The following is a 15,891-nucleotide window of genomic DNA, read 5'->3' as shown; positions in this document are numbered from 1 at the left end:
GGCCTACTCCACGAGCGATTCGACGTACCGCTGGACGTGGTTCTCCATCCGTCGCTTGAACCCCGCCTGTCGCGCGAGCCGGTCGAGTTCGCGCGAGGCGTAGGTCCCGTACTGGACCGCCTTCTTGTCCGCTTCCGCGACCGACTCGGGGAGCACGCCGCTCGCGGCCTCCCTGAGCGCGACCTTCCGCCGGTCGCCGTCGACGAGTAACGCGCCGGGAAGCGGGAGCGCCGCCGAGACTACGCGGTCGTGGAGCAACGGCGCGACGGGCTCGACCCCGGCGGCGCGGAGGACGAGCAGGTCGCGTTCGAGCTGGTCGGGGAGCGTGAGAATCATCTCGCGGGCGGCCCCGCGGACGGTTTCGGCCTCGACGCGCGGGTCGTCGGGAGCCTTCTGGACTTTGGCGTAGCCGCCGAACAGTTCGTCCGCGCCCTGCCCGACCGCGAGGCGGTCGTAGCCGTCTTCGGCGACTTGCTCAGCGAGTAGATACAGCGGGAGGACGATTTGCACGTCCATCGGGTTCGTCCGCCCGAGCGCGGCGACGATTTCCGGAACGGCGCGTTCGAGCGCCTCGTGAGTGAGTTCGACAACGGCGAGGTCGCGGTCCATCGCGGCGGCGGCCTCGCGGGCGGCGGCGACGTCGTGGGAGCCCTCGAAGCCGGCGACGTAACAGGGGGTGTCAGGCACGCCGGCCGCGACGACCGCGGAGTCGACGCCGCCCGAGAAGGCCACGGCGAGACCGTCGTCGTCGACCGACCGAACCGAATCGAAGACCGCGTCGCGGACGCGCTCGAGCGCGGCGTCGCGGTCGGTGGCTGCCGGCGGGTCGGGGAGCGACCAGACGCGTTCGTCGTCGCCGGCGGCTTCACCGGCCGTCTCGCGGGCGTGACCGGCGGGGACGGCGACCGGGTCGTCGAGGTCGCGGTGGTCGAACGACCACCGCTCTGGGTCGTCGCGTTCGGTGAAGAGGGGCTGACGACCGAGCACGTCGCGGACGAGTCGGCCGTCGAGTTCGCCCGCGAAGCCCGCGGTTCCGGGGAGCGGGTCGCGCTCGGCGAGGGCGCGTCGGACGAGGTCGGGGGAAGCGCCGCGCATCAAAAGAGGTCCGTCAGGGCGTGTTTCAGGCGTCGGGTCGCGCCGCCCGCGGCCTGCCGGAACGAGATGCGCCACGGGGTCTTGTTGCCGACGACGCTGGTTCGCCCCTCGGCGACGGCCGAGAGGATGGCGTCCGCGCTTCGGGTGTCGGTGCCGACCTCGGTGACGGCCTGTCCGACCATCTCCGCGATGTGAGCGTCGCTCCCGGCCGTCATCGGGAGGTTCCGCCGCTTGGCGAACCGCTCGGCGCGCTGGTTTGCGATGCCGGTGAGGAGCCGCGAGTTGTAGATTTCGATGGCGTCGGCGCTGGCGAGTTGCGCGCTGGAGATGTGCGGAGCGACGCCGTGACGCGACTTCTGGAAGGGGTGCGGGACGACGGCGATACCGCCGGCGTCGTGGATGCGGTCGAGCGTCTCGTCGTACGACAACCCCGCTGGAATCAGTTCCTCGACACCGAGCGCGAGGACGTGGCCCGCGGCGCAGGTGACTTCCATCCCGGGGATGCCGACCAGTCCGTAGTCGGCCGCGAGTTCCGCGGCTTCGAGGCTGGCGTCTATCTCGTCGTGGTCGGTCACGGCGAGGGCGTCCAAGCCGACCGCGACCGCCTGTTCGAGGAGGTACTCGATTGGGTCCCGCCCGTCGTAGGACAGAGACGAATGCGAGTGCAACTCGACCGATAACACACCGTCTCCTAACGATGGAGGCTAAAAAAGCGCCCCGGTCCCGGTGTGATTGGCGTGTGTACCTCACGCACGGTTTCCGGTGGGGTATCGGGCACGCCGCCCGTTGATGACGCCGACGCGAGAGACCGTCCGCGTCCGCAGACACTCCGCGCGCGCCGACATACCGCCAAAACTGGTCGAAATGTAAGAATACAGAAATAATATCGCGGGCGACGAACTCCACGGACGGTGGCGCACCCGCACCGCGCGGCTCCACCGGGTGAGAGAGATGACCGTACGAGACATCGCACGACCGAGAGACGAACTGGTGACAGCGAGGGAAGACACGCCGATTCGAGAGCTAGCGAAGCTGATGGAGGACCGAAAGGTCGGTTCGGTCGTCGTCGCGGACGGCGACGACATACAGGGTATCGTGACTGACCGAGACATCGCGCTCAAGTGCGTCGCCGCCGGCGGCGACACGAACGGGATGACGGCGAGAGACGCGATGACCGAGCGACCGTTCACCGTCGACGCCGACGTGGGCGTCTTCGACCTGTTCCGGCAGATGCGGGAACACGGCGTCCGGCGCGCGCCGATAACCGACGGCGGCAGGCTGACGGGTATCGTCACGATGGACGACCTGCTCGTGTTGCTCCAAGACGAGATGCACGAGCTGACGGAGATAATCCGCGCCGAGTCGCCGCCGTACACGCCCGCGTGAGTCGGATGCGGGCGACGACGGCGGCTCCGACCACATTTTACGCACGTTCGTGCACATAGAAAGGGTTTACAATGTGCGTTCTGACCATACCAGTGAATGACGCTTTCCGACGCGGACCGCGACCTCGTCGTCGCCGAACTCGGTCGAGACCCGACGCCGGCCGAGGAGATACTCTTCGAAAACCTCTGGAGCGAACACTGCGCCTACCGGTCGTCTCGCCCGCTTCTGTCGGCGTTCGACTCGGAGGGCGACCAGGTCGTCATCGGTCCCGGTGACGACGCCGCGGTCGTCGCTCTGGACGACGACACCTACATCACGCTCGGTATCGAGAGCCACAACCACCCCTCCTACGTCGACCCCTACGACGGCGCGGCCACGGGCGTCGGCGGCATCGTCCGCGACACCCTCTCGATGGGCGCATACCCCATCGCGCTGGCCGACTGCCTCTACTTCGGCGACTTCGACCGCGAGCACTCGCGGTACCTCCTCGACGGCGTCGTCGAGGGCATCGCCGACTACGGCAACGCCATCGGTGTCCCGACCGTGACCGGCTCGACCTCGTTCCACGAGAACTACGAGGGCAATCCGCTCGTCAACGTCGCCTGCGTCGGCCTCCTCTCGGCCGATCGCCTCGTCACGGCCGAAGCGCAGAAGGCCGGCAACAAACTCGTTCTCGTCGGCAGTTCGACCGGCCGCGACGGTCTCGGCGGCGCGTCCTTCGCCAGCGAGGACCTCGCGGAGGACGCCGAAACCGAAGACCGGCCCGCGGTGCAGGTCGGCGACCCCTACACGGAGAAACTGCTCATCGAGTGCAACGAGGCGCTCATCGACGAGGACCTCGTCGAGTCCGCCCGCGACCTCGGGGCCGCCGGTCTCGGCGGCGCGTCCTCCGAACTCGTCGCCAAGGGCGGTTTCGGCGCGGAAATCGACCTCGAGAAGGTCCACCAGCGCGAGCCGAACATGAACGCCTTCGAGATTCTCCTCTCGGAGTCCCAAGAGCGCATGTGCTACGAGGTGACCCCCGAGAACGTCGAGCGCGTGCAGGAACTCGCCGCGCGCTTCGACCTCGGCAGCGCCGTCATCGGCGAGGTCGCCGAGGGCAACTACGTCTGTACCTTCGACGGCGAACCCGTCGTCGACGTGCCGCCGGAGTTCCTCGCTGAGGGCGCGCCGATGAACGACCTCGACTCGGTCGAACCCGAGTCGGCGGCGCGCGACCTACCCGCGTTCGACCTCTCCGAGGCGTTCGAGGCGGTCGTCTCCGACCCCAACACGGCGTCGAAGCGCTGGGTCTACCGCCAGTACGACCACGAGGTCGGCCTGCGGACCGCCCGACGCCCCGGCGACGACGCGGCGCTCCTCGACGTGCCCGAGGCCGACACGAAACTCGCGTTCACCGGCGGCGCGGACCCCAACTGGACGACCGCCGCGCCCTACGACGGCGCGCGCGCGGTCGCCTTCGAGAACGCGACCAACCTCGCCGCGAAAGGCGCGTCGCCCCTCGCGACCGTCGACTGCCTCAACGGCGGCAACCCCGAGAAGCCCGACGTGTACGGCGGCTTCAAGGGCATCGTCGACGGCCTCGCCGACATGTGCCGGGCGCTTTCGGTCCCGGTCGTCGGCGGCAACGTCTCGCTGTACAACGACTCCGTCTCCGGCCCGATTCCGCCGACGCCGACGTTGGCGATGGTGGGTAAGGCCGACGGCTCCTCGCCCGGCCTCTCGCTCTCGGGCGAGGGCGACCTGTTCCTCGTCGGCCACTCCGGCGGGGCACTCGGCGGCTCGGCGGTCCTCGAACACGCCGGCGGCTCCGACGCCTTCCCGGCGCTCCCCGAGGACGCCGACGCCGCGACGGCGGTCGAGACGATTCAGGCCGTCGCCGCGGACGACGCCACGGTCGCGGTCCACGACGTGAGCCACGGCGGCCTCGCGGTCGCGCTGGCCGAGATGGTCACAGACGAGGTCGGCGCGGACGTGTCCGTCGACGACTACGTCTCGCTGTTCGAGGAGACGCCCGGTCGCGTCGTCGTCGAGACGACCGACGAGGCCGCGCTCCGCGACCTCGCGGGCGACGTGCCCGTGGTCGAACTCGGAACGACGACCGACGACGCGACGCTCTCGGTCGCGGTCGACGGCGACGAGGCCGCCTACGACGCGGCCGACATCGCCGACCTGCGCGACGTGCTGGCTCGCGAACTCGACTGAACCGAAAGCTAAACTGAAAAGGCGCGGTGCCGCGTCACGCCGCTTCCGTTACGGTTCGAGGACGACTTTCCCGCTGCTCTTTCTGGCTTCGATGTACTCGTGGGCCGCCGCGGCGTCTTCGAGGGCGAACGTCTCGCCGACGACCACGTCGAGTTCGCCCGCGGCGAGCAGTTCGGATAGTTCCGGCACCGCGCCGAGAATCGACTCGGGGCGCTGCTGCATGGCGCTTCCGAGGTGGAAGCCGATGACCGACTTGTTCTCGAACAGCAGGCGCGTCGGGTCCGCCTCGGCCGCGTCGCCGGACGCCGCCCCGTAGGTGACGAGTCGGCCGAAGTCGGCGAGGGCGTCCAGACTGCGCCGGAACGTCTCGCCGCCGACGCCGTCGAGGACGAGGTCGACGCCCGCGCCGTCGGTCTCGTCGGCGACGACCTCGCGGAAGTCCGCTTCGGTGTACTGGATGCCGTGGTCGAGTCCGAGGTCGGCCGCGAGGTCGAGTTTCTCCTCGGTGCTGGCCGTGCCGAACGTCTCGACGCCGGCGTGGGAGGCGAGTTGGACCGCCGCGGTGCCGACGCCGCCGGCGGCCGCCTGAATCAGCACGCGCTCGTCGTCGGCGAGGTCGCCCCACTCGTGGAGGCAGTTGTACGCGGTGAGGAACTGGACGGGGAAGCCGGCGGCCTCGGCGAACGACATCGACTCGGGGACGTCGAACAGCGTCGGGGCCGGCGTGGTGACGTACTCGGCGTACGCCCCGCCGCCGGTCATGGCGACGACGCGCTCGCCGACCTCGCGGTCGACGCCGTCGCCGACCGCGTCGATGGTTCCTGCGGCCTCCATCCCCGGCGTATACGGCGGTGCCGGGCCGTCTCGGTAGGTCCCGCGCCGCTGCATGATGTCGGCGAAGTTGATGCCGGCGGCCTCGACGGCGATGCGGACCTCGCCCGGTCCCGGCTCGGGCGTCTCGGTCTCTCGCAGTTCGAGGCTGTCGGAACTCCCGTACTCGGTGACGACGATAGATTTCACGCCGAGTCGTAGCGCCGGGTGTCGTAAAAGCGGAGAGAACGCGGAAGTTCGTACAAATTGCCGGTTCTGGGGGTCCCCGAGCGCGCTTACGCCAGCGCCAGCGGGAGGCCGAACACGACGACGAGGCCGACGACGAGAACGAGGATACCGGTCGTGACCTGACTCATCGAGAAGTCCTGCATCGGGGAGGTGACGCGGGCGTCCTCGTCCGCGTGGTGGTCGTCGTGTCCGTGGTCGCCGTGGTCGTGGTCGTCGCTCATACGCGGGGCGACGGGTTCGCGGTACAAAAACGCACCTAACCGTCGTCCGCGGACGGCGCGGCCCGCGAGTCGGCAGCCAGTCGCGGGAGAACGCCTCGCCGGACGGGGCAGGACCGGAGCAGCACGGTCAGGTTCGGGACAGATACAGCACGACCAGAAACGCGAGCGCGAGCGGGAGGAACGGGATCGCGGCGTCGAGCGGGACCAGAAGCGCCACTATCGCGGCCATCACCACGAACTCGACGACCACCAGCAGGCTGAGTAGCTCGGCTGAATCCGCCATCGTTCGAACTGGAACCCGCGTCGTGGTTCTCACGGACGGGACATCAAGGTGGCTCTGCCGCGGGGGACGGCGAGGGAACCGGCTCAGTCTCGCGGTCACCGGGCGACTCGGCGAGGTGGTCGGAATTCCGCCCACCACCTGCCGTAGTCGAAACGGTGAAACGGCTCTTTCGCCAACGATTCGGTAGCGAATGCTCACGAAGCGCATCATCCCCTGTATCGACGTCGACCTCGACGAGGACGGGAACCCGGCCGTCTACACTGGCGTCAACTTCGAGGACCTGAAGTACACGGGCGACCCGGTCGAAATGGCCAAACTGTACAACGAGGCGGGCGCGGACGAGTTCGTCTTCCTCGACATCACCGCCTCCGCGGAGGGGCGCGAGACGATGCTCGACACCGTCTCGAAGGTCGCAGACGAGGTGTTCATCCCGCTGACCGTCGGCGGCGGCATCCGCACCCGCGACGACATCAAAGAGACGCTCCGCGCCGGCGCGGACAAGGTCTCTATCAACACCGCGGCGCTCCAGAACCCCGACCTCATCGAGGAAGGCGCGCGCTCCTTCGGGAGTCAGTGCATCGTCATCTCGGTAGACGCCCGGCGGCGCTACGACGAGGATGGCGAGCACTACGTCGAGGTCGACGGCGAGTCCTGCTGGTTCGAGTGTACGGTCAAAGGCGGCCGCGAGGGAACCGGCGTCGACGTGGTCGAGTGGGCCCGCGAGGCCGAATCGCGCGGCGCGGGCGAGCTGTTCATCAACTCCATCGACGCCGACGGGACGAAAGACGGCTACGACATCCCGCTGACGAAGGCCGTCTGCGACAGCGTCTCGACCCCCGTCATCGCCTCCTCCGGCTGTGGCGGCCCTGAAGACATGTACGAGGTCTTCACCGAGGCCGGCGCGGACGCCGGTCTCGCCGCCTCCATCTTCCACTTCGACGAGTACACCATTCGGGACGTCAAGGAGTACCTCGACGAGCGCGACGTGCCGGTTCGACTGTAAACGTCCACGTCCCTTCTCCGTCTCTCTTCGTCCCTCTTTTCGCGCCCGCCGCCGGCCCCGCCCGCCGGTCGTGCGCCCCCCGCGCAGTCGGAACTAATCTTAACCCGCCGGCGCACCGTATCTCGACCCGAGATGACCGACGACGCGTGGCTCGAAGCCCTCCGCACACACCGCGAAGAGAAGGACCGCTATCTCGCCGCGGACCGCAACTCGCCGATTCCGCCGGACCAGCGGGAGTTTTTCGACGGCCTCGACTACTTCGACCCCGACCCCGACCTCCGGTTCGAACTCGAACTCCGGGCGTACGACGACCCCGAGCGCATCACCATCGGCACCACCACCGACGGCGAGCGCGAGTACCTCGCGTGGGGGCGCTTCGAGTTCGAGGTCGGTGGCGAGACGCACTCCCTCGACGCCTACCGCGCCGACGCCGACGAGGACCGCCTGTGGGTTCCCTTCCGCGACGAGACGAACACCGAGGAGACCTACGGGGCCGGCCGCTACCTCGACCTCGAAGCCGCGGACCGGACCGACGACGGCCGGTGGGTCGTCGACTTCAACGACGCGTACAACCCGTTTTGCGCCTACTCCCCGCGCTACGAGTGTCCGCTCGTCCCGATGGAGAACTGGCTCGAAGTCCGTATCGAAGCCGGCGAGAAGGACTACGAAGGCCCGGGCGGCGGAGGCGAATGACCGAGAAACGCACCGCTCACGGTCGGAGCGAAACGAGAGAGAACCCGCAGATTACGCGTCGATACCGGCGCGGTAGGCGTCGGTGAAATCGTCGGCGGTGCGCTGGACGCCGCGGGCGGCCTCCGCGAGCGCGTCGAGGGGGTCGACGCCGGGCTCCGTCTTGATAGAGAGGACGGGGTCCGTCTGTCCGCCGGACTGCTCGGGGTTCACGTCGTAGGTCGCGGCCGTGACGGTGTCGGTCTGGAGGAGTTCGCCCTTCAGGACGTTCATGAAGGTGTGGTCCTCGCCGCCGATTTCGATGCGGAGTTCCTCGTCGGTCTTGTCGATGACCCGCAGTTCCATGGCTCTCCGTTCCCTCCAGCGGCGTTTTAACGTTTCGTCTCGGGGACCGCGACCAGTTCGTCGAAGTCCGGGTCCGCGTCGAGGAGTTCGTACCGCCCGTCGCCGTCTGGGGCCGCGACGACGCCCTCGGCGACGAGGTGGTCCAAGTGGGCGAACGCCTCGCCGGGGGCGTGGAGAATGTGGATGGCCGAGAGGTCGCCGAACAGGCGCGCGCTCACGGTCCACGCGTCGGCCGGGCCGTGTTCGTCGAGGACCGAGACGACGCGCTCGGTGCGCTCGCGGTGGTGCTCGGCGATGACGCGCGCCCGGCCGGCGGGGTCGTCGATGGGGTCGCGGTGGCCGGGCCACGCCTGCGCGAAGTCGAGGTCGACGAGGCGCGCGAGGCTGTCGAGGTAGGTTTCGAGCGGGCGGTCGACCCGGAGGTCCGCGCCGCCGACGTTCGGGGTGTACTTCGGGAGAATCGCGTCGCCGACGAACGCCTCGCGGCCGCGCTCGCCGTCGAAGGCGAAGGCGCTCAGCCCCGCGGCGTGGCCGGGGAGGTGGACGACTTCGAGGTCGCCGTCGCCGGCGGCGATGCGGTCGCCGTCCTCGACGGGCGTCACGTCGACCCGGTCGCCCCGGAGGTCGTCGTGGCCGTCGAGGAACGCGGTCACTTCGGCGAGCGGTTCCTCGGGAATACGCCACTCCCCGAAGCGGCGCTCGCGAATCTCGCGCTCGGCCGCGATAGCGTCTGGGTCGCCCGCGACGATGCCCGCGTCGTCGGCGTGGACGTACACCGGCGCGCCGCTTTCGGTCTGGAGTTCGCCCGCGAGACCGGCGTGGTCGGCGTGCCAGTGGGTGAGGACGATTGCTTCGAGGTCGGCGACCCCGTAGCCGGCCGCGTCGAGTCCCTCGCGGAGGTCTCGGCGGACCGAGTCGGTCGCGACGCCGGCGTCGACCAGCGTCGGCCGGTCGCCGGGGAGGAGGTAGGCGTTGTTCAAGCCCTCGAAGACGGTGTTACCCAGCCGTATCCGTTCCATGCGGCCACCTGGCCGTCGAGGTTCATGATTATTCCGAATGGTCTCGGAGGGCCTAGCGTCCCGCGGTTTGTCGGGCGGTCGCCGTCGGTCGGTCCGTTGACGCCCCGGCTTGCCGGCGAACGCCCGGTACATTCAAAAGCCGGCGTTGCATCGAATCGCACGTCGAATGCCGGTGGACTTCTACGAACTCCTCGGGGTCGAACGCGACGCCGAGACGGCGGAGATAAAGCAGGCCTTTCGTCAGCGCGCTCGGGAGTACCACCCCGACGTCAACGACGACGAGCGAGCGACTGCGCAGTTCACCGTCGTCCGGAAGGCCTACGAAGTCCTCACCGACGACGCCGAGCGCGCCGACTACGACCGGATGGGTCACGGGACGTACGTCGAGAAACGGCTCGACGGCCTGACGAAGTTCAAATACCCCGGGAAAGCCGGAGAGAACGACGGTTCCGGGTCGGAAACCGGCAGTCGGTCGACTTCGAGTCGGGCGTCATCGTCGCGGTCCTCGACCGGACGGTCGTCTTCGTCCACGACGTCTTCTTCGTCCTCCGGTCGGTCGTCTTCTTCGTCCTCGTCGTCCCGGTCGTCGTCCTCCCGACGGTCGAGTTCCGGACGCGCGTCGTCTTCGTCTTCGAACGCGAGTTCGTCGCGGTCGAGTCGGTCGCGCACCTCGGGGTCGGCTTCCTCGTCGTCCTCGTCGCGGTCCACGGGCTCCACACAGTCGACCACCGCGGGCGGGTCGTCGCGCACCCGCGCCCGAAACTCGCAGTCCGGTCGGACGGGGACGACCGGCCGGTTCGAACGCGAACGCGGCGGGTCCGAGTCGGCGGCCGCGACCGCGTCCGGGTCGACGAACCCGCTTTGGTACGGGTGGGGCGTCTCGCTCCTCGCGCTCCTCGCGTACCTCGGCGGCTTCGCGTGGCTCCTCGCGGACGACGGCGCGGGATTCGTGACCGCGCTCGCGTCGCTCGACACCGCCGCGCCCGCCGCTGGACTCCTCGCGTCGTCGCCGCTGTCGCTGCCGAGCCTCGCGGCCCTGCAAGCCGCGGCAGCGACGCCGACGGTGCTCGTCTTTCCGGTCGCGGCGGCGCTGCTCGCCGTCTCGCTCGCCGCTGTCATCGCTCGGTTCGGCCACGCGTGGACCACGTGGTTCTACGCGCTCGCGGCGACCGTGCCGCTGGCGCTCGTGGCGGCCGGCGCGGTCGGCGTCGGGCGACCCGTCACGGTCGACCTCCTCGGATTCGTCGTCTGTCCGCTCCTCGGAGCCGGCGGATTCGTCGTCGACGCGGGTCGGTATCTCTTCGCCTCGCGGTAACGTCTCGAACCGCGGCGTCGCCGTCGCCCACGATTTTTGTCGTTCGCGTCCGACGGTTCGGTATGGCCATCCCGACCGACTCGGTCCGGCGGTTCCGACTCCGCGGCGTGAACGCGTACCTCGTCTCCGACGGCTCGGAGACGGTGCTCGTGGACGCCGGGACGCCGCGGGATCGCGACCGACTCCTCCGCGGTCTCGCCCGCGTGGACCTCGACCCCGGCGCTATCGACCGGGTGCTCGTGACCCACTTCGACCTCGACCACGTCGGGACGCTCGCCTCGCTCAGCCTCCGCGACGACGTGCCGATTCACCTCGCCGAGCCGGACGCCTCGCACCTGACGGGCGCGTCGAAGCCGTCGCTCCGGTCGGCGAAGGGCGCGGCGCAGCGCGTGCTCACGTCGTTTCTCGACCGACCGACGAACCCCGTGGAGGTCGTCCGGGACGGCGACGAACTCGGCGGCTTCGTCGCGTATCGGACGCCGGGACACACTCCCGGCCACACCGCGTTCGTCCACGAGGACCACGGCGTCGCGTTCGTCGGCGACATGGTCCGCGAGTCGAACGGGAGCCTCGGGCTGTTGCCGGGGGTACTCGCGACCGACGCCGCGGAGAACAGGCGGAGCGTCCGCGAGTTCGCGGCGCGCTGTCCGCCGGTCGACGTGGTCGCCATGGGACACGGCGAACCGGTCACGGCGTACGGATACGGCGCGCTGAAGCGACTCGCGGACAAGCTCTAATCCGACAGCGACCGCTCTCGAGAGGTATGACGGGTCGCGTGACGGCGAGAAACCGGGCTGTCGCTCGTGTCTGAGTTAAGAGCGGGGACCGCGGCCGAGCGCAGGTCCCCGGACTGACCAAGCCACTGTGAGGAGCACCAGTCTCACAGCTGCCTGACGCGCCCGGCGGAAGTGAATCGAACCACGCGCGTCAACACCACGTTGGACACTAGTTGTAAAAAGTCCTTTGTTATCGCCAATTAGAACCACGCCCTCCAGAACGACTGGATAAATATGCTCTTATGTGAGCCATATGGGCGCATCAACTGAACATATCGTAACCTTCATGGTTGTTACTGGACGAACGAACGGCAGAATCGTGAAGAATCTATCGAATCCGCGGACGACGGTCGAATACGGCGGAAAATACGCTATCTGACCAGGTACGGGTCCGCTCCGGGCATGAAGCGACCGAGGTCTGACTCGCGGCGGAAGTCGGTCGACTGGAGTTCCAGCAGGCCGGCGACGAGTTCGTCGTGGTCGCCGTCGTCCCACTCGTCGGGGTCCTTGATGGGCAACACGAGAAAGCCGCTCCCGCGGAGTTCTTTCCCGTGGAGCACCTCCATGTCGACGTCGGTCTTCCAGCCGACGGACGTGTAGTTGTTCAGGACGTGCTTCGTCGCCACCGCACCGACCGGCAGGAGGACGTGGGCGGCGATGGCGCGGAGTTCCGCGTCGAAAAAGCGCTCCATGTCGGTGTAGTCGGCCGCCGACGGCGTCCCGTCCGGCACGCACATATGTAGATACGAGAAGAACGTGCGGTTCACCGTCGGTTCGTCGCCCGCCTCGGCCAGCAACTCGCCGCCTTCGAGCGCCGGGAACAGTCTGTCGCCCGCCTCCCCCGAAAAGGGGATGCCGGTCTCGACGCCCCCGTGGACGCCGGGGTGGTCGCCGATGACGTGGAAGTCGGCGTTGGCGTCGCCGTAGCCGGGGACGTACCGGTCACACGACGGTCGCATGTCGAACGGGTTTCTCGTGCGGTCGGTTACGTTTCTCACGGTACTCTCTGTGGGAGCGGTCGGTAAAGAAGACGTGGTTCGCCCCGATATCGTACACGAACGAGCGTGAGGGACGCGTCGAGAGGGAACGTCGTCCGCGCGGTCGCCCCGCCGAGGACCTCGGTCAGAGTTCGACGCCCGAGGGGATGAGGCTCTGGCTCCGCAGGAGCGTCCCGTCGCCGTCGTAGACGAGGAACGTGGATTTCCCGAAGGTCTCGAAGTGGTCGCCCTCGATGGCCACGTCGACGCGGTAGCGCCCCTCGTCGTCGCCCGCGGCGCGCCCGTACTCGCGGGCCGCGCGGATGAAGTCCAACACGTCGTCGGCGCGAGCGTTGAGTTCGAGGACGTAGTCGCCGGTGAGCCGGTCCGTCACGCTCACGACGCCTCGGGCGTCCGAGTCGTCGACGGAGTCTTGCAGCCGAAAGGAGACGTCCAGTTCCTCCGCGGCGAGCACGTCGCCGCTGGTCGAGAGGAACCGCGACCGGAGCTCCTCGGCCGGGCCGTAGAAGTCGATAGATACCGTCGGTTGGCGAGGGTCGCCGTCGTCCTCGTACCAATCGACATCGCGGACATCGAGTTCGAAGTAGTCACGCCGCATTCCGTACTGTTGGTTGTACTGCGCGGCCTATTAACGTGACGCCGCCGGACCGTCGTTCCGACGTCGAAACCGGCCGATTACGCCGGTTCGACGCGCTCTCTGCACAACGGTTATCGGCCGCCGCCGCGAGCGGACCGCATATGGAACCCGTCAACCTCGACGAGAGCTTCGCGTCGTTCGACGAGACGTGGGCCCCGAGAATCGCCGCGGAGCTGAACGACTACGCGGTGAAGGTCGCGAAACTCGACGGCGAGTTCGTCTGGCACACCCACGACGAGACTGACGAGTTGTTCCTCGTCCGCGACGGGCGGCTTCGAATCGAGTTCCGCGACCGCGACGACGCGGTACTCGGGTCGGGCGACCTCCTCGTGGTCCCCCGCGGCGTCGAACACCGGCCCGTGGCGCTCGAACCGACCGAAGTCCTCCTCGTCGAGCCGACCGAGACGCTCAACACCGGCGACGCCGAGGAGAGCGACCTGACTCACGGCGACCCCGAACGGCTCTCCTGAGGGGTCAACCGGGCGTGTTCGTTCCCGCCACGTCGCCGCGATGGCCCGCCTCTACTGTCGGTAGTTTTTACCTGTCAGCCCGTGCGATTGTCCTATGGTCTGGGTCCGCTCCGAACACGCGGGTGCGCTGGCCGTCGTCTCGACGTGGCTCTGCGCGCTCCTCCCGTGGAACGTCACGTACACGCCGAACCTCTCGGGCGTGAGCCTGCTTTTCGTCCGGTTCCCCTTCGCCGAGATTCAGTTCGCGTGGGGCCTCTCCAGCCGCGTCGCGGTCAGGAGCCCGCTGTCCGCGCTGTCGCTGCAGTCGGGACAGACCGTCGCCGTCGCCTACCAAGCGTGGGTCGTCGGCGCGGCCATCCTCGCGCTCGCGGTCCTGTTTTCCATCGTCTATTACCTGCGCGACGAGCGGGTCGAAGCCGGGCCGGTCGACCCCGTTCGAGTCCTCGGCGGCCTCCTCGGCGTCGTCGGCGTCGTCCTCGCCGCAGCGACGTATCTGCTCGCGACGCGCGGGCTTCCGGGTATCCCGCTCCCGCTCGGCGTCGTCATCTCGCTCGTTCTCGCCGGCGTGCTCCTAACGGTCGACCGGACCTGAACGCGAGCCGCGGGCCGGTCGTTCTCGCCGAGTGACAATCTCCCGCGCGGACCTTTTAAGTTCCAACCCCCCATACCTCCCGACCAACCAACCGGGTGACGATGGCACGAGATATCACGAGCGAGACGAAGGCGACGCGCGACCCGCCGGGTGACCGAGGGGTGTTGCGACTCCTCGCCGACGGGGAGTTCGACGCCGCGACCGCCGAGACCCAGCGGCTCCTGCGCCGGACCGCGGAGATGCTCCGGGGGTCGAAGCTCGACGTGCTCCCGCTGACGCCGGATGACACGCCGCTCGGGACCTACGAGATTCCCGAGGGCCACGAGGAGGTCGAGCGTTACTGGGTGAACGCCCCCTTCGCCTACGTCGTCGTCACCTACGACACGGACGCGACCGCCCACCAGTACCACACCGTCGAACCCGACCTCGACGAGTTCGAGGCGTCGCTGCTCGAACGCGTTCGCACCGACGTGCGCGACCCGCTTTTGTACCGCCGCGAGGCGGACCCGCGGACCGAGTCGGCGCTCGTCGAAGAGCTCCAGTCGCTTCTCGAGCAGTACGGGCTGGAACTCGACATGAACACCTTCTACACGCTGTTGTACTACCTCCGGCGGGACTTCCACGGCTACGGTCGCCTGGACCCGCTGATGAAGGACCCGCACATCGAGGACATCTCGTGTGACGGCTACGACCTCCCGCTTTTCGTCTACCACGACGAGTACACCGACATCGCCACCAACGTCTCGTTCGAGGCCGAGGAACTCGACAACTTCGTCATCCGCCTCGCCCAGCGCTCCGGCCAGCACATCAGCGTCGGCGACCCCGTCCTCGGGACGACGCTCCCGAACGGCGCGCGCGCCGAGTTGGCCCTCGGCGAGGAGGTCACCCCGCGCGGGTCAGCCTTCACCATCCGCCTCTACGCCGAAGAGCCGTTCACGCCCATCGACCTCGTTCGCTACGGCACGTTCTCCATCGAGCAGATGGCCTACCTGTGGCTCTGCATCGAACACAACAAGAGCCTCATCTTCGCGGGCGGCACCGCCTCGGGGAAGACCACCTCGATGAACGCGGTGTCGATGTTCGTCCCCCCGCGGTCGAAGGTGTTGTCCATCGAGGACACCCGCGAACTCGCGCTCTACCACGACAACTGGCTGTCGTCTGTCACCCGCGAGCGACTCCACGAGGGGACCGACATCTCGATGTACGACCTGCTTCGCTCGGCGCTCCGGCACCGCCCCGAGTACATCATCGTCGGCGAGGTCCGCGGCGACGAGGCCGTGACGCTGTTCCAGGCGATGAACACGGGGCACACGACGTTCTCGACGATGCACGCCGACAGCATCGAGACGGTCATCAACCGCCTCGAAAACGAGCCCATCAACGTCCCGCGCGCGATGGTGCAGTCGCTCGACCTGCTGTGCGTCCAGACGCTCACCCGCCACGACGGCGAGCGCGTCCGCCGCTCGCAGACCATCGGCGAAATCGGCGACATCGACCAGCGGACCGGCGAACTCGACTACTCGTCGGCGTTCGCGTGGGAGCCAGAGACCGACACGTTCAGCCGGAACGACAGCTCGCTCCTCACCGAAATCCAGCGCGAGAACGGCTGGTCGCGGACCGAACTCCGTCGGGAACTCCGTCGCCGCGAGGTGTTCCTCCGGTACCTCCTCGACAAGGACGTCTCCGACTACCGGCGGTTCACCGCGCTCATCAACGAGTACTACGCGGACTCCGAAGACGTGATGCGGCGCGTCGAGGCCGACGAGGACATCGTCGACGCCGGCACGGAGGCCTGAG

General features: G+C 68.4%; 18 protein-coding genes. 9 read left to right on the top strand and 9 right to left on the bottom strand.

Annotation, left to right across the window (positions count from 1 at the left end):
• Positions 1-3: 3 nt before the first annotated feature.
• Positions 4-1,095 (bottom strand): asparagine synthase C-terminal domain-containing protein, encoded by a 1,092-nt coding sequence (locus C5B91_RS03740; RefSeq protein ID WP_008092640.1) that lies wholly within the window; start codon positions 1,093-1,095, stop codon positions 4-6.
• A complete protein-coding gene (locus tag C5B91_RS03735; RefSeq protein WP_004977563.1) occupies positions 1,095-1,778 on the bottom strand; it encodes a PHP domain-containing protein in 684 nt (227 codons plus the stop codon). The genes C5B91_RS03740 and C5B91_RS03735 overlap by 1 nt, the downstream gene beginning before the upstream one ends.
• Positions 1,779-2,046: 268 nt before the next feature.
• Here C5B91_RS03735 and C5B91_RS03730 point away from each other — a divergent pair, with 268 nt between their 5' ends.
• Positions 2,047-2,481, top strand: a complete 435-nt coding sequence (locus C5B91_RS03730) for a CBS domain-containing protein (RefSeq protein ID WP_049913405.1) — start codon at positions 2,047-2,049, stop codon at positions 2,479-2,481.
• Between the two features lie 96 nt (positions 2,482-2,577).
• A complete protein-coding gene (gene purL / locus C5B91_RS03725; protein ID WP_049968303.1) occupies positions 2,578-4,686 on the top strand; it encodes a phosphoribosylformylglycinamidine synthase subunit PurL in 2,109 nt (702 codons plus the stop codon).
• 48 nt (positions 4,687-4,734) lie between these two features.
• Here purL and C5B91_RS03720 read toward each other — a convergent pair whose 3' ends face one another.
• From C5B91_RS03720 to C5B91_RS22290, 3 genes are all read right to left on the bottom strand, one after another.
• Entirely contained in the window at positions 4,735-5,706 is a 972-nt protein-coding gene (locus tag C5B91_RS03720) for a zinc-binding dehydrogenase (RefSeq protein WP_049968302.1), read from the bottom strand.
• Between the two features lie 86 nt (positions 5,707-5,792).
• Positions 5,793-5,966, bottom strand: a complete 174-nt coding sequence (locus C5B91_RS22295) for a hypothetical protein (protein ID WP_162832764.1) — start codon at positions 5,964-5,966, stop codon at positions 5,793-5,795.
• A gap of 127 nt (positions 5,967-6,093) precedes the next feature.
• Positions 6,094-6,249, bottom strand: a complete 156-nt coding sequence (locus C5B91_RS22290) for a hypothetical protein (protein WP_181950698.1) — start codon at positions 6,247-6,249, stop codon at positions 6,094-6,096.
• A 190-nt stretch (positions 6,250-6,439) separates the two neighbouring features.
• Here C5B91_RS22290 and hisF point away from each other — a divergent pair, with 190 nt between their 5' ends.
• Positions 6,440-7,252 carry an imidazole glycerol phosphate synthase subunit HisF gene (gene hisF, locus C5B91_RS03715; protein ID WP_008092627.1) on the top strand — a complete coding sequence of 271 codons (813 nt, stop codon included), beginning with the start codon at positions 6,440-6,442 and terminating at the stop codon, positions 7,250-7,252.
• A gap of 132 nt (positions 7,253-7,384) precedes the next feature.
• Positions 7,385-7,945, top strand: a complete 561-nt coding sequence (locus tag C5B91_RS03710; protein WP_008092626.1) for a DUF1684 domain-containing protein — start codon at positions 7,385-7,387, stop codon at positions 7,943-7,945.
• Between the two features lie 51 nt (positions 7,946-7,996).
• Here the strand turns inward: C5B91_RS03710 and C5B91_RS03705 are convergent, their stop codons facing one another.
• Positions 7,997-8,287 carry a DNA-directed RNA polymerase subunit L gene (locus C5B91_RS03705; protein WP_004970976.1) on the bottom strand — a complete coding sequence of 97 codons (291 nt, stop codon included), beginning with the start codon at positions 8,285-8,287 and terminating at the stop codon, positions 7,997-7,999.
• Between the two features lie 26 nt (positions 8,288-8,313).
• Complete coding sequence (locus C5B91_RS03700; protein ID WP_115819111.1) at positions 8,314-9,306, bottom strand: MBL fold metallo-hydrolase; 993 nt, start codon at positions 9,304-9,306, stop codon at positions 8,314-8,316.
• A gap of 166 nt (positions 9,307-9,472) precedes the next feature.
• On the opposite strand from C5B91_RS03700, the gene C5B91_RS03695 reads away from it, so the two are divergent.
• The gene (locus tag C5B91_RS03695) at positions 9,473-10,621 is read left to right on the top strand and encodes a J domain-containing protein (protein ID WP_115819110.1); all 1,149 of its coding nucleotides are present in this window, start codon (positions 9,473-9,475) and stop codon (positions 10,619-10,621) included.
• 62 nt (positions 10,622-10,683) lie between these two features.
• A complete protein-coding gene (locus C5B91_RS03690; RefSeq protein ID WP_008092616.1) occupies positions 10,684-11,358 on the top strand; it encodes an MBL fold metallo-hydrolase in 675 nt (224 codons plus the stop codon).
• 410 nt (positions 11,359-11,768) lie between these two features.
• Here C5B91_RS03690 and C5B91_RS03685 read toward each other — a convergent pair whose 3' ends face one another.
• Positions 11,769-12,395, bottom strand: a complete 627-nt coding sequence (locus C5B91_RS03685; protein WP_049968298.1) for a uracil-DNA glycosylase family protein — start codon at positions 12,393-12,395, stop codon at positions 11,769-11,771.
• 124 nt (positions 12,396-12,519) lie between these two features.
• Positions 12,520-12,993, bottom strand: coding sequence for a DUF5793 family protein (locus tag C5B91_RS03680; protein WP_008092612.1), 474 nt, complete (start codon positions 12,991-12,993; stop codon positions 12,520-12,522).
• A 140-nt stretch (positions 12,994-13,133) separates the two neighbouring features.
• Here C5B91_RS03680 and C5B91_RS03675 point away from each other — a divergent pair, with 140 nt between their 5' ends.
• The 3 genes from C5B91_RS03675 (at position 13,134) to C5B91_RS03665 (ending at position 15,890) form a co-directional block, all read left to right on the top strand.
• Positions 13,134-13,502: a cupin domain-containing protein gene (locus tag C5B91_RS03675; RefSeq protein WP_115819109.1), complete on the top strand. Its 369-nt coding sequence runs from the start codon at positions 13,134-13,136 to the stop codon at positions 13,500-13,502.
• A 94-nt stretch (positions 13,503-13,596) separates the two neighbouring features.
• Positions 13,597-14,094 (top strand): hypothetical protein, encoded by a 498-nt coding sequence (locus tag C5B91_RS03670; protein ID WP_008092609.1) that lies wholly within the window; start codon positions 13,597-13,599, stop codon positions 14,092-14,094.
• A gap of 101 nt (positions 14,095-14,195) precedes the next feature.
• Positions 14,196-15,890, top strand: coding sequence for a type II/IV secretion system ATPase subunit (locus C5B91_RS03665; protein ID WP_115819108.1), 1,695 nt, complete (start codon positions 14,196-14,198; stop codon positions 15,888-15,890).
• The last annotated feature ends 1 nt before the right edge of the window (position 15,891 follow it).

Source organism: Haloferax sp. Atlit-10N (assembly GCF_003586325.1).
Taxonomy (GTDB): domain Archaea; phylum Halobacteriota; class Halobacteria; order Halobacteriales; family Haloferacaceae; genus Haloferax; species Haloferax prahovense.
This window is presented reverse-complemented; position numbering and strand designations above follow the sequence as displayed.